Origin of the sequence: Tessaracoccus sp. MC1756 (assembly GCF_014164735.1) — a bacterium.
GTDB lineage: Bacteria > Actinomycetota > Actinomycetes > Propionibacteriales > Propionibacteriaceae > Arachnia.
Genome location: NZ_JACJFZ010000007.1, coordinates 32,122 through 51,031, shown reverse-complemented (window position 1 = coordinate 51,031; position 18,910 = coordinate 32,122). Strand labels below are relative to the sequence as shown.

At 68.8% G+C, this 18,910-nt stretch carries 18 protein-coding genes and 1 pseudogene; 6 read left to right on the top strand and 13 right to left on the bottom strand.

All coding sequences use genetic code 11. The annotated features are described in order from the left end of the window. Positions 1–32 precede the first annotated feature (32 nt). Genes H5393_RS13330 through H5393_RS13310 form a run of 5 tightly spaced genes read right to left on the bottom strand, consistent with a single transcriptional unit; the run spans position 33 to position 5,274 of the window. Positions 33–869 (bottom strand): ECF transporter S component, encoded by an 837-nt coding sequence (locus H5393_RS13330; RefSeq protein ID WP_182767071.1) that lies wholly within the window; start codon positions 867–869, stop codon positions 33–35. Then, positions 856–2,436 carry an ABC transporter ATP-binding protein gene (locus tag H5393_RS13325; protein WP_182767070.1) on the bottom strand — a complete coding sequence of 527 codons (1,581 nt, stop codon included), beginning with the start codon at positions 2,434–2,436 and terminating at the stop codon, positions 856–858. Before H5393_RS13325 ends, H5393_RS13330 begins: the two co-directional genes overlap by 14 nt. Continuing rightward, positions 2,433–3,569 (bottom strand): CbiQ family ECF transporter T component, encoded by a 1,137-nt coding sequence (locus H5393_RS13320; protein WP_182767069.1) that lies wholly within the window; start codon positions 3,567–3,569, stop codon positions 2,433–2,435. Before H5393_RS13320 ends, H5393_RS13325 begins: the two co-directional genes overlap by 4 nt. After that, positions 3,566–4,615 (bottom strand): hypothetical protein, encoded by a 1,050-nt coding sequence (locus H5393_RS13315; protein ID WP_182767068.1) that lies wholly within the window; start codon positions 4,613–4,615, stop codon positions 3,566–3,568. The genes H5393_RS13320 and H5393_RS13315 overlap by 4 nt, the downstream gene beginning before the upstream one ends. After that, positions 4,615–5,274 carry a hypothetical protein gene (locus H5393_RS13310; protein ID WP_182767067.1) on the bottom strand — a complete coding sequence of 220 codons (660 nt, stop codon included), beginning with the start codon at positions 5,272–5,274 and terminating at the stop codon, positions 4,615–4,617. Before H5393_RS13310 ends, H5393_RS13315 begins: the two co-directional genes overlap by 1 nt. Before the next feature lie 219 nt (positions 5,275–5,493). On the opposite strand from H5393_RS13310, the gene H5393_RS13305 reads away from it, so the two are divergent. After that, positions 5,494–6,153 carry an HAD family phosphatase gene (locus tag H5393_RS13305; protein ID WP_182767066.1) on the top strand — a complete coding sequence of 220 codons (660 nt, stop codon included), beginning with the start codon at positions 5,494–5,496 and terminating at the stop codon, positions 6,151–6,153. 6 nt (positions 6,154–6,159) lie between these two features. Here the strand turns inward: H5393_RS13305 and H5393_RS13300 are convergent, their stop codons facing one another. From H5393_RS13300 to H5393_RS13285, 4 genes and pseudogenes are all read right to left on the bottom strand, one after another. Then, positions 6,160–9,537 carry a hypothetical protein gene (locus H5393_RS13300; protein ID WP_182767065.1) on the bottom strand — a complete coding sequence of 1,126 codons (3,378 nt, stop codon included), beginning with the start codon at positions 9,535–9,537 and terminating at the stop codon, positions 6,160–6,162. A 128-nt stretch (positions 9,538–9,665) separates the two neighbouring features. Next, entirely contained in the window at positions 9,666–10,052 is a 387-nt protein-coding gene (locus H5393_RS13295; RefSeq protein ID WP_182767064.1) for a hypothetical protein, read from the bottom strand. A gap of 77 nt (positions 10,053–10,129) precedes the next feature. Next, a pseudogene (locus tag H5393_RS13290) lies at positions 10,130–11,050 on the bottom strand (ArsB/NhaD family transporter); the annotation flags it as partial. 107 nt (positions 11,051–11,157) lie between these two features. Then, positions 11,158–11,601, bottom strand: a complete 444-nt coding sequence (locus H5393_RS13285) for a low molecular weight phosphatase family protein (protein WP_182767063.1) — start codon at positions 11,599–11,601, stop codon at positions 11,158–11,160. Positions 11,602–11,697: 96 nt separating this feature from the next. Between H5393_RS13285 and arsD the strand changes: the two genes are divergently transcribed. Both arsD and arsA read left to right on the top strand, forming a co-directional pair. After that, positions 11,698–12,078 (top strand): arsenite efflux transporter metallochaperone ArsD, encoded by a 381-nt coding sequence (arsD, locus tag H5393_RS13280; protein WP_182767062.1) that lies wholly within the window; start codon positions 11,698–11,700, stop codon positions 12,076–12,078. Further along, on the top strand, positions 12,075–13,814 hold the full coding sequence (gene arsA, locus H5393_RS13275) for an arsenical pump-driving ATPase (protein ID WP_182767061.1): 1,740 nt from the start codon (positions 12,075–12,077) through the stop codon (positions 13,812–13,814). Before arsD ends, arsA begins: the two co-directional genes overlap by 4 nt. Positions 13,815–13,832: 18 nt before the next feature. Here arsA and H5393_RS13270 read toward each other — a convergent pair whose 3' ends face one another. Next, complete coding sequence (locus tag H5393_RS13270) at positions 13,833–14,180, bottom strand: helix-turn-helix transcriptional regulator (RefSeq protein ID WP_220488427.1); 348 nt, start codon at positions 14,178–14,180, stop codon at positions 13,833–13,835. A 69-nt stretch (positions 14,181–14,249) separates the two neighbouring features. Between H5393_RS13270 and H5393_RS13265 the strand changes: the two genes are divergently transcribed. Further along, the gene (locus H5393_RS13265; protein ID WP_182767060.1) at positions 14,250–14,768 is read left to right on the top strand and encodes a DinB family protein; all 519 of its coding nucleotides are present in this window, start codon (positions 14,250–14,252) and stop codon (positions 14,766–14,768) included. On the opposite strand, the gene H5393_RS13260 is transcribed toward H5393_RS13265, so the two are convergent. Beyond that, positions 14,758–15,114 carry a hypothetical protein gene (locus H5393_RS13260; protein WP_182767059.1) on the bottom strand — a complete coding sequence of 119 codons (357 nt, stop codon included), beginning with the start codon at positions 15,112–15,114 and terminating at the stop codon, positions 14,758–14,760. The two genes, H5393_RS13265 and H5393_RS13260, sit on opposite strands and share 11 nt — an antisense overlap. Before the next feature lie 175 nt (positions 15,115–15,289). Here H5393_RS13260 and H5393_RS13255 point away from each other — a divergent pair, with 175 nt between their 5' ends. Together H5393_RS13255 and H5393_RS13250 are read left to right on the top strand one after the other, a co-directional pair. Next, the gene (locus H5393_RS13255) at positions 15,290–16,399 is read left to right on the top strand and encodes a serine hydrolase domain-containing protein (protein WP_182767058.1); all 1,110 of its coding nucleotides are present in this window, start codon (positions 15,290–15,292) and stop codon (positions 16,397–16,399) included. Beyond that, positions 16,396–16,758, top strand: coding sequence for a hypothetical protein (locus H5393_RS13250; RefSeq protein ID WP_182767057.1), 363 nt, complete (start codon positions 16,396–16,398; stop codon positions 16,756–16,758). Before H5393_RS13255 ends, H5393_RS13250 begins: the two co-directional genes overlap by 4 nt. Before the next feature lie 12 nt (positions 16,759–16,770). Here the strand turns inward: H5393_RS13250 and H5393_RS13245 are convergent, their stop codons facing one another. Next, entirely contained in the window at positions 16,771–18,132 is a 1,362-nt protein-coding gene (locus tag H5393_RS13245; RefSeq protein ID WP_182767056.1) for a glucose-6-phosphate dehydrogenase, read from the bottom strand. A gap of 36 nt (positions 18,133–18,168) precedes the next feature. Continuing rightward, the gene (locus H5393_RS13240; RefSeq protein ID WP_182767055.1) at positions 18,169–18,843 is read right to left on the bottom strand and encodes an SDR family NAD(P)-dependent oxidoreductase; all 675 of its coding nucleotides are present in this window, start codon (positions 18,841–18,843) and stop codon (positions 18,169–18,171) included. Positions 18,844–18,910 lie beyond the last annotated feature (67 nt).

Sequence of the window (18,910 nt, the reverse complement as noted above, 5' to 3'; positions counted from 1 at the left end):
CCGGCGTTCTCCGCTCGACGCCCCTGACACTATCAACCGGTGTGGACCCTGGCCATTCCCGAGGCCCGGCGCAGCACCGTGAGCACGGGGCGGCCCACGATCAGCAGCGCAATGGTGGTCGTGATGGCCCGGCCCGTGTCCCAGCCCGCCGTCGAGGTGAGGAGGGTGAACCAGCCGAAGCGGGTCAGGTTCTCGAGGATGGGTCCGCCGGGCACGTAGTCGAGGCTGCCGCCGGTGCCGTCGAGATTGATCCCCGTGATGAACGGCCAGAACCACATGTTCATCAGCGCCCCGTAGAGGTAGGCCGACACGATGCCCAGCCCGATCAGCATCGCGATCTCCCAGCCACCCTTGACTCGCTTGGGCAGCAGGCCGGCGGCCAGGCCCACCCAGGCGGCACACAGCATCTGGAAGGGCAGCCACGGACCCACGCCGGCGGTCAGCAGCGCTGACGCGAACAGCGACGTGAACCCCAGCAGGTAGCCGAAGCCGGGGCCGAAGGCCCGGCCGGCGAGGATCAACAGGAAGAAGACCGATTCGATACCGGCCGTCCCCGCCCCGAGGGCGGGGCGGATGGCCGCGTTGATGGCCGACAGCACCCCCAGCACCGCCAGCGAGCGGGCGTCGAGCCCGCCCTCGCTGATCTGGGCGATCACCAGCAGCAGGATCACCGGCAGGAGCGCCGCGAAGACGAAGGGGGCGTCGTCGGCATGCTCAGGAGCGACCCCGACGGCCGGGATCAGGAGCGGCCAGCCGATGGCGAACAGCCCCAGCACGGTGGACAGTGCCATCACCAGCCAACTGCGCCAGCCGATGGCGACGCCCACCACGGGCGCCGGGATCTCCAACGTGGGGTCAGCGGGCCGCATCGAGGAACTCCTCCACCGTGAGCAGCGGAACGGGGTTGACCACCTTCGCCACCTGGGTGGCCAACAGCGCGGACCCGGCCAGGACATCGCGGGTGGCGCCATCGGAGACGACCTCGCCCTCAGCCATGACCACCACCCGTTCGCACGTCTGGGCCACCATCTCCACGTCGTGGGTGGCGATCAACACCGCACGCCCGTCGGCGGCCATGCCGGCCACGATCTGCGTGAGCGCCTGCTTGGCTGCGTAGTCCAGCCCGCGCGTCGGCTCATCGAGCAGCACCACTCGCGGGTTGCCGGCCAGTTCCACGGCGAGGACGACGGCGAGCTTCTGTCCCTCGGACAGGTCGCGCGGGTGCGCCTCGGGCTCGATGTCGGGCACCAGCCTGCGCAGCAGCGCCAGGGTGCTACCCATGGGCAGAGCGGCGGTGCGGTCGCTCTGCTCGCATTCGGCGGCCACCGACGTGAGGTAGAGCAGGTCCGAAGGGGTCTGGGGCACCAGCGCGATGCCCGGCACCTCGGAGACCCGGCCGGGGCTGGGCATGGTCACGGTGCCGCCGTCTCGTCTGCCCGCGCCGTGCAGTGCCCACATGAGGCTGGACTTGCCGCACCCGTTGCGGCCCATCAGCGCGGTGACCTCGCCAGCGTGCAGCGTGAGGTCGACGCCGGCCACCGCCACCTTCGAGCCGTAGCGCACGATGATGTCGCGGGCGGTGAGCTCCGGGTCCGTCCTGCGAGTCGGCGTGGGGAGAGCCGGCGGTACCTCGGCCCAGGCGTGCCGATGCTCTGCGGCGAGCCGTCGTCCCTCGCGGATGGTGAGGGGCAGCGGCGACCAGTTCATGCGGGTGCCCAGTTCGACGAGCGGGGGCTTGATGCTGGCCTTCGCCAGGATGTCGCGGGTGTCGCCGTGGTGCACCTCAGTGCCCACCAGAAGCACTGAATCAGCGAACTCGATGACGCGCTCCATCCGGTGTTCGGCGATGACGACGGTGGTGCCGAGGTCGCGCACCAGCCGGCTGATGATCGCGAGTACCTCCTCGGCCGCGATGGGGTCGAGAGCCGACGTCGGCTCATCCAGGACCAGCACCTTGGGCGAGCTGGCCAGCACGCTGCCGATGGCCACCCGCTGCTGTTGGCCGCCCGACAAGGTGCGCAGGTTGCGGTCGCGGAGTTCCGCGATCCCCAGCAGGTCCAGGGTCTCCTCGACCCGCCGTCGCATCTCGGGAGGAGCGAACCCCAGCTGTTCCATGGAATAGGCGAGTTCCTCTTCCACGGTGTCGGTGACGAAGCCCGCCAGCGGGTCCTGGCCGACGTAGCCGACGGTGGTGGCGAGCTCGCGGGGCTGCAGGAGCGTGGTGTCCACGCCGTCGATGAAGACGCGTCCGGTGCGGATGCCGCCGGTGAAGCGCGGGACGAGGTTGTTGATGCAGCCCAGCAACGTGGACTTGCCACTGCCCGTGGGGCCCACCACCAGACAGAGTTCTCCCTCGTCGATCCGAAAGTCCACCGCGTCGAGGCGCAGCGTCTCGCTGCTGGCGTAGTGGAAGGAGATGTTCTCGAAACGGATCATGCCCTGGTCCTCCTCTGGGCCGCAGTGGGCGGCGGGGTGACGAATGTCGGCAGCGCGGCGAGGCCCAAGGCCAGCAGCAGCGGCAGGGTGAGTTCCGGCCAGACGAAGGGATAGATGCTCGGGAAGAGCGCCCCCGCGTCGTTGGAATCCGCGATGAGGTAGACCACCGCTGCGGCGCCCACCCCCGCAGCCACCGCGACTGTTTCTGCCAGGGCCCAATGGATGGGCCGGTATTGGCTGCGTTTCACGGTGCGCCCCGAGACCCGCAGGGCGCTCACCGCGGCGACGACGCCGGCAAGGAGCAGCAGCGTGGAGATCACCGGCACCCGAAACACGTACTGGTCGGGCGCGGCGGCGAGGAAGCGGTAGGCCCACACGGCCAACAGCGACATAGCGGCCAGCCCCAGCGCCAACGAGGCGACCCTGTCCCTGGGGGAGGCGCTGCCGGCGCGGCCGTAACCGCGCACGTCCATGGAGGCGGCCAGCGCCAGGGAGCGTTCGAGGGCATCCGAGAGGACGGGCACGATGATGGTCTCCACCACCTTCAGCCGCTGCCTTCGACCCCGTGCGGCCGGGGCGCGGCGCAGTTTTCGGGCGCGGGCCACGCGTTGCAGGGAATCTCCCAGCTGGGGGAGTGCGGACACGGCGACCACCATCACAGTGCCCAGTTCGTACAGCGCGCCCGGCAGGCTGGCGAGGAGCTTCTTAGGGTTGGCCAGGGCGTTGGCCGCGCCCACGCACACGATGATCGTGGCAAGGCGCATTCCGTCGTAGAACCCGGTCAACACCGCCTCCAGGGAGACCGGCCCGAGAAGGCGGATGCCCCGCACCCAAACCGGCAGCGGGACCTCGGGCAACGTGAAGAGGACGGTGGGGCCGTCCCCCCCTCCGAACACGATCCGGAACGCCACACGGAGCACCACGATGAACAGGCCCAGGTACAGGTACAGCTTGAAGGCCCTTCCCCAGGGCGAGTCCGCGCGTCGTGCGATGACCACCAAGGAGGCCACTGCGATGAAGCCGGCCAGCAACAGCGGGTTGGAGGTCGACGAGGCGGCCACGGCGAGCGCGAGCGCCCACCCCCACCAGGCGAACGGGTGCAGTTGTCGGGGGAGGAAGTAGCGCTTGATCACAGGCCGCGGCGTCGCCACCACATGACGCCACCACCCAGCCCGATGGCGGCGACGGCGCCTGCTCCGACGAGCGTGCCCATCGGCACGCCGCCGTCATCGGCGACAGTGGCGGCCACAGTCGGGGCGCCCTCCGGCGCGGCCGCCTGCTCGTCAGTGGGGCTCGCGGCCGCCGCAGCGGTCTCCGTCATGACGGATGCGACGGTGGGACTGGCCGACGGGGACGGCGTGGCCTCAGCGCTGTCGGGGGCCACGGACGGGGCCTCGGGGCTCGCGCTCCGGCTCGGCTTTGCCGTGGTGGGTTCGACGCGGGCCGGGGCGCTCTTGTGGGGCTTCGACGTCGGCTTGACCGGGGCCGAAGTGGCGGGCGCCGGCGGCGTCGTCGCGACCTGCGTGACCAGTGGAGTCTGCGTGGTGGGCGCAGCCGTCGTCGCGGCAGGGCCCGTGCTGGTGGGTGCCGGCACCTGGGTGGCGGGTGACGGCACCTTCGTCGTGGGGGCGGGCTGCGGCTTCACCACCGTGTGCGATGGCGTGACGCCGGGCGGCGGGTTGCTGTTCTCGGTGTTGTTGAGGGAGAAGGACCAGCCTTCGTACCCGCCGGGCGCCACCTCACGGTGACCGCCGCCCATCTGCGAGAAGGTCCAGGCACCGTTGTTGGGGGCGTGCCAGTAGCTCCAGAACGCCGTCTTGGGCGGGGTGTCGACGCAGCGTTCCCGGTAGTCAGGGGTGCCGTCCACCGGGATGCTCTCGTTGAGCGAGGGGCGCCCGTTGATCCGGCACACGAAGCCGGGCCCGTCGTGGAGGGTTCCCTCGGCGGACAGACCGGCCAGTCTGAGGAGCCCGAGGCCGCTCGTGCCTCCGGGTACGTCCTCGACGCACTTGATGATGCGTCCGCCGCCCAGCTCCTGGTGGTCCACCACGAGGGTGACCCCGGTATCCGTCGTGCAGTGACCGTCGGTGACGGCTGCCGAGGCGGACGGTAATGCCACCCAGCTACCGGCGGCGGCCAGGAACAGGGAGGCGAGCAGGGCGGCAGGACGCACGTTCATCAGTGACCGGTCTTGGGCAGGCCCGGGCGGCTCGGAGCGGCGGTGGCGGTGACCTCCACGGAGGCCGAGGGCGAAGCCACGGGGACCGGCGATGCGGACACCGTCGGCGAGGCCGACACCGAGGGGGGAGCGGACGGCGCCGGGGACTGGCTCACCGAGGGGCGGGGGGCGGGCTCCTCAGCGGTCAGCACCACGCCTTCGACCGGGTTCACGGCTGGAGCGAGCGTCTGGTCCATGAAGTTGTAGTCGGCCTGGAGCTTCAGGGCCAGCACCTCGGAGGGGTACATCTCCAGTTCGCCGACGCCCACCTCCGCGAACTCCCACTCGCCGGGGTAGGTGCCGTCGTCGTTGGGCGACATGAAGTAGACGGACCACCACTCGGTGCCCTCGGAGAGCCGGCCGTCGACGGTCTGGATCCAGGTGTCATCCGCGGTCACACCCGTGCTCAGGATTGCCTCCTGGGCGCTGGCGAACTCGGTGGCGCAGGCGCCGGCGACGGTCTCGTCGTACTCGACGTGGACCCAGACGTTGCCCGCCTGCACGCATTCTTCGGCTTCGCTGGGGGCGGCCGCGGCATGCAGCGCGGGGATGGCGAGACCGATGGTCAGGACGGCGGCGGTGGGAACGGCAAGGCGGTTGAGGGCGGTGCGTCGGAGCATCTGCTGGACCTCTTCTGTGTAGGTCCGTCGCCCGAGAGGCGGTTCCGCTGGTCGCGACGGAGGTAACCGTGGTGCCGGGCGGAGGTCCGACTCCCCGCAGCAGCGGGATCACGGTTGCGCGACAGTTCCGGGATCTCACCGAATTCAGCCGTCCGACAAGAGCCCATGCTATCGAAAGAACTAGGCTGGCGCGGAACCGCATCGAGTTAGGAGACACCCATGGGCCCACAGGCCATCGTGTTCGACATGGACGGCACGCTCACGGACACAGAGGAGATCTGGGACCGGGTGCGCCGCGGGCTCGCCGCCGACGCCGGGCTGACCTGGCCGGACGGGTCGACCCAGGCGATGATGGGCATGTCGACGCAGGAGTGGGCCCGGCACCTCGTCGAGGTCGTGGGGCTGCCGTACGCACCGGAGGAGGCGGCCCAGCGCACCATCGAGGGGATGGCGACCGCCTATCGCAGGGGGATCACCATGCTCACCGGAGCGGTTGAAGCGGTGCGACGGATGGCTGAGCGCTACCCGATCGCCATCGCCAGTTCGTCGCCCCGGCTGCTGATCGACACCGGCGTCGAGGTGATGGGTCTCGCCGATGTCGTCCGGGTGAGCGTCTCCACGGAGGAGGTCGAGCGCGGCAAGCCGGCCCCCGACGGGTACCTCAGGGCCTGTGAACTGCTCGGCGTTGACCCCGCGCGGTCCGTGGCGGTCGAGGATGCGACCAACGGAATCAAGTCGGCCCTGGCGGCCGGGATGGCCGTGGTCGCCGTGCCGCCCCACTTCCACCCGCCGGCCGCCGAACTTCTGGCCAAGACCACAACGCTCGAGACCCTCGACGAGCTCACGCATGAACTCGTCGAGGGCCTCGTCGCGGATTGAGCCGCGCTAGAACCGCCAGTTGACCTGGCGGCCCAGGGTGCCGCGGAGCGCTTCTGCCGCCTCCTGGTCCGACGCCTTCTTCAGCTTGGACTGCATCGCCGAGATCTTCTCGTTGATGCAGAGCCGCTGGGCGGCGTCGGCGTTGACCTCCTCGGTGATGAACCTCTGCATCGCGCCGGTGGCCATCTCGGCCAACTTGGCGTCAGCGGCGGTCTTCGAGCGGAGCCGCTCGAAGTACCAGTCGGAGGCCAGCACGTTGTCGCGGTCGAACAGGGCGCGGAACGCCTCGTCGTGCAGCGTCAGGCCTTCGGCGGAGCGGCCGGTGGCCATGATCTCCAACAGCGCCCGGATCGGTGGCACCGCCAGGGCCATGGTGCCGTCGTCGATGTAGGACTGGGCGACGCGCTGGTGCGTCGTGACGATGGTGCGCACTGATTCGGCGTAGGCGTCGATGTCCTGCAGCTCCGGCTTCAACATGGGCTCGGAGAAAACGACGTGCGGGTGCATGAAGATGCGGCCGAAGTACTTCGATTGGAACCGCGCGGTCATGCGATAGCCGAGGCGGGATGCCTCTAGCGTCTCGCCGTCGTGTTCGAAGTCCTCCACGCGCTCCAGGGCGCCTTCGGCGATGAGGTTCTTCGCGTCGCGCTCCTCCGGCGTCATCCGGCAGAACACCTCGGGCACGAGCAGCGAGATGTCATGGTCGACGCGAACGTTGGGGCCGATGACCCCGGCGCTGGAGAGCCAGCCGTCGTACCCGGTGAGCGCGAACGACAGGAAGGCGGCGTTGAGGTCCACGGCGGAGGGCAGCGCGTTGAACGGGCCCTTCGTCATCGCACCCTCGGAGCCCGCGCCTGTCGTGGACGGCGACTTGCCGGTCATCGAGGAAATGAACTCCATCAAGAGCTCAGGCAGTTCCATGTAGTGCAGCGGGGCGTAGGAGCACAGGGGCGGCACGCCTTCCTCCGCGGCGTTGTTGCGGCGGCCGGCTGCCACGATGTCGACGGGGAGGCGCAGCGGCGCGTCCATCGGCAGCGACCGGTGGAGGCGGGTGACCATTTCGGCGGTCGCGGTGGCCCTCGGGTGGGAGACGTCGGAGCGGATCTGCAGGTAGCGCGGGTTCTTGGAGCGGGCCCCGTTGATGATCCTGGGATGGGCGGAGGAGACGAAGAAGCCGGCCTTCTGGTTGCCCTTAGCCATGCGGCGGATGAGCTTCTGCATCGGCTTGGTGAACTTCGAGAACTCGATCGCGTTGTCCACCAGGGCGCTGGCGTCGTCGCGGGTCAGGGGCTCGAAGTTGCTGATGAACGCGCCGCCGGCGATATCGGCCTCCGCCTGCTTGTCGTAGCCGCGGTGGATGGCGTCGTCGGGCCGTTGGAAGAGCAGCGACTCGCAGTTGGTCGTGTACTTGCGCGACAACCCGTCCTCGCGCCCGGCCGCTTCACCCGGCACGACGATGGAGGCGCTGATGTCGTCCTCCGTCTGCACCTTGGCTGAGGGGTGGAAGTCGTGGCGCAGCCCGAAGAGCCGCCAGGAGCCGTCCGGTGCGAACCCGACCCGCAGCATGTTGACCGTGATCTTGTCGCCGTCGAGACGCATGGCGTGACCGGCGCGACCGTTGATGCGACCCACAGAGAAGTGGGAGGCCCAGTCGCCACCCCACTCGGGGCGGTAGAAGCGCTTGACCACGAACACGAGTTCCTTGATGTGGTGGGGGATGGTGGCCAGCCACTCGTTGTATTCGTCGGTGAACTCGCGGCTGGGGGTCAGCAGTTTGATCACGGAGCCCACGCTGCGCGCGTCGGACAGCAGTGGGCGGTGGTCGTCCACGGCGGGGTCGATGAACCGCGTGGAGAAGTCGCGGTCGACGATCGCAGCGACGGCGGCCATGTCCTCGACGAAGTCGTTGACGTAGGCGTTGCCGAAGACGAAGGCGTCGGTGATGGACTTGGAGATCTCGGACTTGCCGCCACCGGACACCGTGGCCGGCTTGTGGCAGTTCGTGGCGACGGGCGAGGTGCCCAGCAGCGTCCACTGGTCGCCGTCGGCCGCGATGTGACCGAGTTCGACGAGGTAGCCGTCAGGGCCGACGTACTGCACGTCGGCGCGCAGCGGGATCGTGTGGGTCTCCCCGTCGATGTGCCAGCTCACCGTCGAATCGCGCAGCGAGTAGCTGGCCTGTTCCGGCACGAGGATGACGTGGGGCTGCTCGGCGTCGAGGGCGTGGCCCTCCGGCTGGACGGTGAAGCGCTCCGGGTCGCGGGCCACCACGTCGGCGATCCTGAAGGACTCATCCGTGTACGTGGCCGTGAAGGTCTGGCCGAGGTTGTAGCGGGGGAAGGCGATGGCGCCACCCGAGTGCTCCTCCTCGACGAGGCCCAGGAGATTCGCGGCGTAGCTGATCTGCGCCTTGACCTCCTTCTTGCAGTAGCCGAAGTAGTTGTCGGCGATGACCGTGACGATGACGCCACGCTCGTCGCGGGCGCAGGCCTTGAAGGCGGAGCCGCCGTTGTAGAGCTCGTCCTCGTCCTTCCAGCACATGCCGTCGCGGCGCTGGCGCTCAGTGGCGTCCTCCCAGCGGGGCAGCCCGAGGTCCTTCTTCTTCAGCCTGGTCAGGTGCGGTGCCAGGATGACGGCGCCGGTGTGGCCCGTCCAGGTCTCGGGGTTGAGGCTCGCGTCGTTCTCGGGGAGGTACGGGTCACCGCCGTTGCCGAAGATGCCCTCCACGAAATCGAGGTTGGCCATGAGGGTGGCGGGGGCGAAGAACCGGGTCTCCATGGACTTCTGCTGGATGTAGCCCGGCACTTCCGGCACCACGATGGGGCGCATCAGCAGCGAGACCCAGCACTTCGGCTGCTCAGGCTGCTCAGAGGTGTAGGGCAGGATCATCGCCTCGGCCGGCGGGTTGAACGCCTCCTCCAGCAGCTTGCCGAACGTGCCGCGGGGGACGGCGATCTTGTCGTCCTGGATGGGCAGGCCACCCTCGGCGATGTGGAACACGCCCTTGGTTGTGCGGCGGTCGTTGGCCGGGTTGTGGAGGATGCCGTTGACGAGGCGGTAGCTCGTGAGTTGTGCGGAGGTGAAGGTGTCACCGTCGACGGGGAGGCTCATCTGGCGCGCGAGGCCCGCCTGGTCGAGCACCAGGGTCTGGCGGGGGAGCCGGGGCTTGGCGTCGACGTCCTCGAGATAGGCATCGAGGAAGTTCTGGATCCGGGTGTCGACCGCGGGGAGGCGGTGCCCGAGGCGCCGGTTGGCTTCCCTCTGACGCGCCAGCACGGGTCGGACCAGGTTAAGGGCCTCCTGGGAGTCCTTGCCCTCGACGAGGGGAAGTCCCAACAGGCCGAGGCGGAGATTGATTGCAGCGGTGTCCGCGAAAGTCGCCATGACCCCACTCTATGGAGGGGGCGGTGGCGACAGTCAGGCCGGGGTGGCTCATCGCTCAATCCCGGTGGCGCTACGATGCGTCGGCTGCTCGATCGCTCAGTGCTCTGAGCGTCCGTATGGCGGCCGGCTCAGTTGGCGGCCCTGTGGACCGCTTCTATCCCGTTGGCGACTCGCTCATTGAGGCCCGCAAGGTGAGCGAAATCCTTCGGCGGTTCCCCCCGGTACAGCGGCCGGACGGTGGTCAACACCTCGTAGAGATCGTCCTTGGTGAACTGGGACCTGCGGGACAGCAGGCGCAGTTCGCCACGCGCGTTGCGCACGTCGCGGAGCCGTCCGCGCCAGCCGGGGTTGGACATGGGCGCGTCCTCGGTGTCCATCGCGTCCGCGAGTTCGCCCAGGGAGCCGATCAGTTCGTCGATCTTCACGCGGACCGCATCGGGGTCGAAGGCGGACAGGGGCACCGGGGCGTCGTCGTCGGCCGAAGATCGGCCGAACAGCTTGTTGAGAATGCCCATGTGTGACTCCTGTGTCCGGGGGAGGGTATTGACCAAGCGTACCGAAGCCCGACGCACGCCCGCGGAGCGGCCTTCCGTCAGACGCTGAGCACTGCGAGCCACCCCGCGAGCGCAAGCAGCGTGACGGCCAGCACCGGGGCGGTCAGCACGATGCCCACCTTGAAGTAGGTGCCCCACCCGATGTGCATGCCCTTCTTGTCCAGGACCGACAACCACAGCAGGGTCGCCAGGCTGCCGATGGGGGTGATCTTGGGTCCGAGGTCGGCGCCGATGACGGCTGCGTAGGCCATCAGTTCCCTGGTCAGGCCGGTGACCCCTGCCGCGTCGATCCCGAGGGCGGCGATCAGGGTGGTGGGCATGTTGTTCATGACGGAGGACATGACCGCCACGAGGAAGCCCGTGCCGACGGCGGCGGCAGTGTGCCCATGGCCCGCCACCCATGCCAGCAGCTGGCCGAGGTGATCGGTCAGGCCGGCGTTGCGCAAGCCGTAGACGACGAGATACATGCCCAGGCTGAACAGGACGATCTGCCACGGCGCGGACCGCACCACGGTCCAGACGTCGATGATGGGACGCAGCGCGCCGGAAGTGGCCGCAGTTGGCGGGGTGGGCGAGGCGTGGCCGGCCGGCGCAGCGGGGAGGTCCGTGGTGACATGTCCCGCACCGACGCTGATCAGCTCGTCGGCATCCTCCACGGGGGTGCCCGCTGGCGGGGCAGCCGGCAGCAGCAGGCCGAACAGGGCGCGGGGCTGCCGGGCCGCGAACAACGAGATGACGACGGCGCAGGTGGCGGCCACTGCAGCCACGGGCACTCCGAGGGGATCGGCGGCGAAGTAGCCGATGAGGAGGACGGCGAGCACCACGACTCCCGCAAGGAAGGTGGGGCGATCCCGGATGGCCGCCTCGGGGCGGCGCAGCGCCGACACGTCGTAGGCGCCCGGGATGGACCTGCGGAAGAAGAGGCGCAGGACGACGAGGCTGGCGCCCAGCGAGACGAGGGGTCACCGCCTGCACAGGTCAAACCAGGTTGTGGTGGCGCGCGTCACTGCCGCTCGAGAATGCCGAAGCCCTTCACGGCGCCGTGCAGGTCGCCGACGATGCCCCGCTACCGTTCGAGGTCTGCATGGCTCCGCCCGGTCACCTCGAGGACCAGTTCGGCCACCCGGGTGAGGATGTCCTCGCGAACCAGTCGCATCCGCTCCTCGCCCTCGATGCCTCGTAGGCTCGGCTCGTCGGTGTCCCAGACCTCGACCGGGGCGGTCATGCCGGGGACGGGCTCAACGTGCGCCTCGGTGCCCACGACGATCACGTGCGTGGCGGCCCTCAGCATGTCGTCGGTGAGTTGCTTGGGCGACTCGCCTTCCATGGAGGCCCCGACCTCCGCGAGCGCTTCGACGGACGCCTGGTTGAGGGAGGACCCGGGCTTCGTGCCCGCTGACGTGACCTCGACGGCGTCGCCGCCCAACTGGCGGGCGAGGGCGGCGGCCATCTGTGATTTGCCGCCGTTCTTGACACACACGAACAGGAGGTGGGGCGTGGGATTGGGCATTGTCTCCACTTTCTCAGGGCCGGGGCGAGTCTCCGCGCGACGAGTTGTATGCTCAGGAAATCATATCGATGTGCATCAATACAAGGGAGTCTCATGATGAGCGCGATCAAGGTCTTTGAACCGCCGCTGTGCTGCAACACCGGTGTCTGTGGCACCGACGTCGACCAGAAACTGGTGGACTTCGCTGCGGACGTCGCCTGGCTGAAGGAGCGTGGGGGCGCGGTGACGCGGGCGAACCTGGCGTCGGACCCGGCAGCCTTCGCAGAGGAAGAGGTTGCCAAGGAATTCATGCGGGTGGCCGGCATCGACGGCCTACCGCTGGTCGTCGTGGGCGGCACCACCGTCCTCACCGGCCGTTACCCGGACCGCTCGGAGCTGGCGCGATTCGCCGGCGTCGACGAACACCCGGATCTGGGTCTCACGGCTGCCACCGCTGGTGAGGGCGGCTGCTGTGGCGGAGGCGGATGCTGCTCATGAGGTTCCTCACGGACCTGCCCCGCAACGTCTTCCTCACCGGTAAGGGCGGGGTGGGGAAGACCAGTGTGGCGTGCGCCCTGGCCACGCGGCTGGCGGATGAGGGCAGGCGCGTCCTGCTGATTTCTACCGACCCTGCGTCCAACGTCGGACAGGTGTTCGGCGTCGAGGTGGGGCACCGCATCGTGTCTGTGCCGGATGTCCCCGGGCTCGATGCGATCGAGATCGACCCTGAGGAGGCGGTCCACCGCTACCGGGAGCGGACCCTCGCCCCGGTGCGCGACTTCCTGAAGCCCGAGGATCTTGCGGCGGCCACGGAGCAGCTGTCGGGGTCGTGCACGACGGAGGTGGCCTCGTTCAACGAGTTCACCGAACTACTGGCAGAACCTGCCCGGACGGCGGCTTACGACCACGTGATCTTCGACACCGCCCCCACGGGACACACCATCCGGCTGCTGGAACTGCCCGGTGAGTGGACGGGGTTCCTCGACGAGGGGTTGGGCGACGCTTCGTGCCTCGGGCCGATGTCCGGGTTGGACAAGGCCCGCGGCACCTACGCTGCGGCCGTCGAGTCGCTGGCGAGCCCGGAGCGCACGAGGATCATCCTGGTCGCCCGAGCCGATCGGTCCAGCCTCGACGAGGCTGAGCGGGCACTGCTCGAACTGGCCACCGTCGGCATTCACGTCACCCACCTCGTCGTGAACGGAATCCTGCCCCAGGAGGAGATCCACGATGCGCTCGGCGATGCCATCCGTGCCCGCGAGGCGCAGGCGCTGCAGCAGTTGCCCCTCGGGCTACGGCGGCTTGAGCTCGACTCCTTGCCGCTCAGGGCCACCAACATGGTGGGCGTCGACGCGCTGCGCCGCATGTTCAGCCCTGCGGATCCGCCCGCGGCCCTGGCGGCCGGTGATCCAATGGCCGGCGCCCCGGGGCTTGGAGCACTGGTAGACGAGTTGGTCGGAGCGGACAAGGGTCTCGTGATGTGCATGGGCAAGGGCGGAGTCGGCAAGACGACCGTTGCCGCTGCACTGGCCGTCGCGCTGGCTGAACGGGGCAAGGACGTACTGCTGACGACGACGGACCCCGCGGCGCATCTGGACCGCACTGTGGGAATGGACGCGGCGGGGATCGAGGTCACGAGCATCGATCCGGAACGCGCCACCCAGGACTACCGCGACCGGGTGATGGCCACGAAGGGCAGGAACCTCGACGACGCGGGTCGCGCTGCGTTGGAGGAGGATCTCAAGTCGCCGTGCACGGAGGAGATCGCGGTCTTCCAAGCCTTCTCGAAGGCGATCGCGCAGGCGGACAAGCGGTTCGTGGTGTTGGACACCGCACCCACGGGGCACACCCTGTTGCTCATGGATGCCACCGGCTCGTACCACAGGGAGGTTGCCCGTGGGCTGGGCAACGCCAGGTTCACCACACCGCTCATGCGGCTCCAGGACCCGGTCTACACGAAGCTGGTCATCGTGACCACTGCGGAAACGACCCCGGTGCTGGAGGCGCAGAGTCTCGTCGACGACCTGGCGCGGGCTGGGATCGCGCCCTGGGCGTGGGTGGTCAACCAGACCCTGTCCCAGACCGGCACCTCGTCACCCCTGCTCATGCAGCGGGCGTCGAACGAGGCCGGGCCGCTGGCCGCGGTGAGTGCCGGCGCGCCCAGGCTGGCGCAACTCCTCATGCAGCAGGTCCCGCCGATCGGTGCCGAGCTGGCAGGCCTGAGCGCCGCACGTTGAACCGGGGGGCGCGGCCCGTCAGCAGCAGCGGGCCGCGTCCTCAGTGGTGGTGCCCAGGAACTCGCGCGCCACCTCCAGCACGTCGCCGGCCGCCGTGTAGTGCGCCCAGCGCCCCCGCTGTTCGCGCGTCACGAGGCCGGCGGCCGTCAACTTCTTCAGGTGGTGCGACAAGGTGGGCTGGCTGATGCCGAGCGTGTCGGGGATGTGGCAGGCGCAGGCGGTGCCGTCGGGAGAGTCCGCGATGTGGGCCAGGAGCCGTACCCGCGTCGGGTCTGAGAGCGCCTTGAAGAGTTCGGCCAGACACGCTGCTCGCTCTGCCGACATCATCGAGGTGGGGGCTGTTGCGCACTCGGGGACGGTGGACATCCATCCAGTTTAGGCGCATCGACGAACGTCGATGCGCGACCCCGGAACTGCGACGGGGGATACTGGGTCATGGTCGTGCCCGACGAGGTGCTGGCCCGGCTCGAGGAGTGTCGGGTGGATTTCCGTGCTCTCCTCAGCGAGGCTAATCCGGCAGATCTGGTGGCGCCCACCCGGGGCACCCGGTGGACGAACCGCGAGTTGCTGTTCCACATGTGGTTCGGCCAGCACCTCGCGAGAGTGTTCGTTGCGTTGTTCGGGGTCTTCGGCCACCTGCCGCACCCCGTCTCCATGGGATACGCGCGTGGCCTGACGGCGTTGACCCGGCCCTACAACTGGATCAACTATGCCGGGCCGGTGGCGGGAGTGAGGATCGTTTCCATGGGGCGACTGGGCCGGTGGATGGACGCCGACACCCGCTGGCTCCTGACCTGGGCCCGGGGCGCCAGCGACGCCGAATTGAGGCTCGGCATGCCGGTGCCCGAGAGTTGGGACCCCTACTTCGCGTCCTGGATGACGCGCCTCGACGTGCTGGACTGGGCACCCAAGCACTATCGACACCACCGCGCCCAGCTGACCCTCAGCCTCTGACGTGCCTCAGCTCCACGGTCAATCCCGAACTGCCTGCTCGTCGTGGCACTGCCCGGTCAGCACTCCATCCCAGCAGAGCCTCACCAAGCGACAGTCCGCCGATGAGTATGCCAAGTGCCAGGGGTGGGACCGCGAGGACCAGCAGCGGCCGGTCCCGCAACAGCCGCAGGCAGACCAGCAGGAGCACCACCCAGATCGCCCAGAAGCCCAGAAGCCACGGCATCGGGGTGACAAGCCCCACTGTGAGGTAGATGTAGCCCACCACGAGGTGAGCGAGGAGCCCCAGGATGCCGAGGGCCCGCTTCCAGCCCGGCGGGGTCGGGGAAACGTCGGAAGCTTGCCTCATTGAGCCAAGATACGCCCGAACCCGCTGCTGATCTGTTCGGTAGTAGCCATCGGTCACAGCGGTTCGCGGCACCGCCTCCGGAGCCGCACGGACGCGAGTAGGGTCGGAACATAGCGGCCGGACGCTGGACCAGCAGGCCAGCGGGGACCGGCCGCGGGGGACTAAGGCGGCGACGGTGCCTGCGAAACAGATTCCGAGGAGAGCGCTTCTGGCGGCGGGGGTCGGAGTGGGGACAGCCGGCCTCTTGGCGCTGGTCGGCCCCCATCCTGTGCTGCAGGCCTCCGGGAGGACCGGCGACGCCACGCTGTTGACCCGTGTGGAGCCCTATCTGAAGGGGCTCAATCGGGTCTCGGTAGCCCTCGTAGATGGCGACTCCACCCGGTTCGCGGGGATGGGAGCCGACGAGCGGACGCCGTTCGGCATCGGGTCTGTGTCGAAGACGTTCTGTGGTGCAGTGTTGATGGACATGGTCGCGAAGGGTGAAGTCTCCCTGGACACGACGGTCGGTGAACTCACTGATGCGCTGGGCTCAGACGTCGCCGGCGTGGCCCTGAGGGAATTGGCTTCCCACACGTCCGGTTTGCCGAACTTCACGGCGACCATGACCACCACCATGAACCTCAATCTCGGCCTGCTCCACGCGGAAGGCGCGCACGGGGACTGTTCGGACACGGTGGCTGATGTCCTCTCCCAACGCCTTGAGGGTAGGGGAACGTTCTCCTACTCCACGGCGGGTATCGCGCTCCTCGCCCACCTGTTGGCCGAACGCGCATCAACTACCTACGAGGCACTTCTGACCGAACGGATTCTGGTTCCCTACTCGCTGGCTCACACATCTCTCCCGGTCACGCCGGATGGTCTCCCGCCACGCTGGGCCAAGGGCCTGCTCGGCGGCAGACCAGCCGAACCGTGGACCCTGAACGGTCTGGCGCCAGGGGGCGGTATGTGGTCCACCGGCCGCGACCTGGCGCAGTGGATGCGCCTGACCATGGCCGGGCTCCAACCGGGGTCCGCCGGGCTCGAGCCCGTCGCGCCGGCTCCGATCCTGCCGTGGATGCCTGACGCGCAGATCGCCATTACCTGGATGCGCGCGACGACGGTGGCAGGGGAGGATCTCATCTTCCACAACGGCCTGACCGGATCCCACCACGCTTACGTGGGGTACTGCCCCAGAACCGGCCGCGGAGTGGCCTACCTGGTCAACTCCGCTCCGACCGGCCCGCAACTGCTGACACTCCAGGGCGACCTCGTAACGGCCCTGCTGGACGAGGAGCAGCAACCGTGAGCGATACCCTCGTCATGGTTCTGAGCGCCGTCCTGGCCATCGGAGTCCTCGCGGGCTCCCTCTGGACGATCTGGAGAGTCACGCGCCGCACGCCGACCCGGAACACGGCTCTTTCGCAGGTACTCTGCTGTGTCGCGGGGACAGCGCTTCTGGGGGTGGTCCTTCCGGCGGTTCTGAAGGGGATCATGGATCCCGTCCCCGTCTGGACCGTGTACGTGGTTCTCACCGCAGTGGGAGCCGTCCTGCTCACGTGGCGGTGGGATGCGCTCGCCCGGGGGAGGAAGGGCCTGCCCGGTCTGCTGATCAGTTCGGCTTCGCTGGCGGTGGTGCTGGCGGTGGCCGGTCTGGCGGTCACGTAGGCCGCACGCCTGCTACGCGTTCCAGCGGGTCGGCCCCGCCCCTCCTGCGACATACTCGTCCAAGGGCACCAGGCCCTGCTGCCATGCGTGAATGACCGGTTGCACGATCCGCCAGCATTCCTCGGCCACGTCACCGCGCACGGTCAGCAGCGGGTCGCCACGGAAGATGGAGTCGAGGATTTCGCCGTAGGGCTTGAGCGGGCTCTCCGCGAGGTCCGTCGAGAGCACCGACTGGTCCAACTGGAAGCGGTTGGACTCCGCATTCGTGGAAAGCCCCAGCCTGATGTTGGCGGGTTTCATGCCGATACTCAGCACGTTCGGCGGCGCCTCCGTGAACCCCTCCGGCACGTGGTCCACCGGACGGAAAGCCACTGTGATCCCGTTGCGGGCGTCACCGAGCGCCTTGCCGCTGCGCAGCCGGAACGGGACACCGGCCCACCGGTCCGTGTTGATCCTCACGGTGAGTTCCGCCAAGGTCTCGGTGTTCCTCGAGGCGTCGACACCCGGCTCGTCGACGTAGTTCGGGACAGCCTCGCCGCCGATCTGGCCGGCCGTGTACCGCGCGCGACGGGAGGAGGCCACCGGGTCGTCATCCCACACACGGGTGTGCCGCAGCATCAGGGCGATGAGGTCGCGGACGTCACGCTCGTTGAGCGACGGTGGCTCTTCCATCGCGAACAGGGCCAGGACCAGCAGGAGGTGGCTCTGGATCATGTCGCGGAGTGCACCCGCACCGTCGTAGTAACCGGCGCGTCCCTCGAGCGCCAGCACCTCGTCGACGGTGATGTCGACGCTCTCGATGTTCTGGTTGTTCCAGGCATGCTCGAAGATGCGGTTGGTGAAGCGGAGCCCCAGGAGATTGAGTACCACCGATTTACCGAGGAAGTGATCGATGCGGAAGAGTTGGTTCTCCGGCACGAGACCGGCGAGCACCCCATTGAGTTCGCGGGCGGTTTCGAGGCTGGAGCCGAACGGCTTCTCCAAGGCGAGCCGGAGCCCCGGCGGAATTTCAAGGCTGGTCAGGGCCTTGCAGAGCTTGATCGAGATCCGGGGCGGGAGCGCCAGGTAAAGCACCGGTGCGTCGCCGAGGCCATCGAGCAGCGCGCGCAGGGCGCCGGCGTCGGTGAGGTCGAGCTGTTCGTAGCGCGTGGTGGCGATCACCCGTTCGACGCTGGCCCTGGCGCACCGGCCACCCAGCGCCCCGCGAACGCGCGCGGCCCAATCCTCCTGGGACAACTCGTCGGCGGCGCACCCCACCAGTGTCACGTCGTACTCGGGGTTGGTTTCGAGCAGGGTGCCGAGACCGGGCAGGAGGAGACGGGTGGCGAGGTCGCCTGAGGCGCCGAGGATCGCAAGCGTAACGGGAACGGCCATGCGACCCACTCTATGCACCCCGCCTGGGATCGTCCGCTACTCGCGCCCCTCCTCGAGCGGGATGAGCATCGTCCTGAATTCACCCGGCGTCGTGTGGAGCTGCCAGATGCGCTCCGCGACCCCGTCCACGCCGTTGGCGACCTTCAGCTTGGGGATGGAGCCGGGGATCACCAGCTGGACGACGCGGACGCCCTCGTCGGCCAGCGCCTCATGCAGCATCTCGCCGTACGCGCTCTCGGCCGGGAACGCCACCGACGTGCCCGAGAAACCCGCCCGGGCCTTCACGGAGGTGCCGCCGTTGATCAGGATGATCGTGCCGTCGCCCGCGGCGCGCATCCCCGGCAGTACTGCACGGGCCGCCGTGATGAGCCCCAACGCTGAGAAGCGCAGCGCATCGAGCGCCAGCTCGGGGGTGAGGTCGAGGACGGGTTCCAGGTATGACCGGGACGGGAGCGGGCTGTACTGCAGCGCCGTGATCGGACCCAGCTCGTCAGCCGCTGCCGACAGCGCGGCCTCGAGGGACGCGGCGTCGCGGACATCGGCTGCGTATCCGCGTGCCGTCACACCGCCGTCGGCGAGCTCGGCCGCCAGCGCGTCCAGCTTCGCTTTGTCGCGTGAGACGAGCGCCACCGAGAATCCTTCGCGCCCGAACCTGCGCGCGACCGCGGCGCCCAGGCCCGGCCCCGCCCCGACGATTGCCAACGTTGCCATGAGGCTCTCCTTCATTCAAAGTCCCTCTCCCCGAGCCTAGCGTCGGCCGGAACGGGGAAAGCGAAAG

Excerpts from the sequence above, each read along its gene's own strand:
- arsD (WP_182767062.1), top strand. The coding sequence starts at position 11,698 with ATGAGCGCGATCAAGGTCTTTGAACCGCCGCTGTGCTGCAACACCGGT.
- H5393_RS13245 (WP_182767056.1), bottom strand. The coding sequence starts at position 18,132 with ATGGCCGTTCCCGTTACGCTTGCGATCCTCGGCGCCTCAGGCGACCTC.
- H5393_RS13270 (WP_220488427.1), bottom strand. The coding sequence starts at position 14,180 with ATGTCCACCGTCCCCGAGTGCGCAACAGCCCCCACCTCGATGATGTCG.
- H5393_RS13295 (WP_182767064.1), bottom strand. The coding sequence starts at position 10,052 with ATGGGCATTCTCAACAAGCTGTTCGGCCGATCTTCGGCCGACGACGAC.
- H5393_RS13315 (WP_182767068.1), bottom strand. The coding sequence starts at position 4,615 with ATGAACGTGCGTCCTGCCGCCCTGCTCGCCTCCCTGTTCCTGGCCGCC.
- H5393_RS13325 (WP_182767070.1), bottom strand. The coding sequence starts at position 2,436 with ATGATCCGTTTCGAGAACATCTCCTTCCACTACGCCAGCAGCGAGACG.
- H5393_RS13330 (WP_182767071.1), bottom strand. The coding sequence starts at position 869 with ATGCGGCCCGCTGACCCCACGTTGGAGATCCCGGCGCCCGTGGTGGGC.
- H5393_RS13300 (WP_182767065.1), bottom strand. The coding sequence starts at position 9,537 with ATGGCGACTTTCGCGGACACCGCTGCAATCAATCTCCGCCTCGGCCTG.
- H5393_RS13260 (WP_182767059.1), bottom strand. The coding sequence starts at position 15,114 with ATGAGGCAAGCTTCCGACGTTTCCCCGACCCCGCCGGGCTGGAAGCGG.
- arsA (WP_182767061.1), top strand. The coding sequence starts at position 12,075 with ATGAGGTTCCTCACGGACCTGCCCCGCAACGTCTTCCTCACCGGTAAG.
- H5393_RS13265 (WP_182767060.1), top strand. The coding sequence starts at position 14,250 with ATGGTCGTGCCCGACGAGGTGCTGGCCCGGCTCGAGGAGTGTCGGGTG.
- H5393_RS13285 (WP_182767063.1), bottom strand. The coding sequence starts at position 11,601 with ATGCCCAATCCCACGCCCCACCTCCTGTTCGTGTGTGTCAAGAACGGC.
- H5393_RS13240 (WP_182767055.1), bottom strand. The coding sequence starts at position 18,843 with ATGGCAACGTTGGCAATCGTCGGGGCGGGGCCGGGCCTGGGCGCCGCG.
- H5393_RS13305 (WP_182767066.1), top strand. The coding sequence starts at position 5,494 with ATGGGCCCACAGGCCATCGTGTTCGACATGGACGGCACGCTCACGGAC.
- H5393_RS13310 (WP_182767067.1), bottom strand. The coding sequence starts at position 5,274 with ATGCTCCGACGCACCGCCCTCAACCGCCTTGCCGTTCCCACCGCCGCC.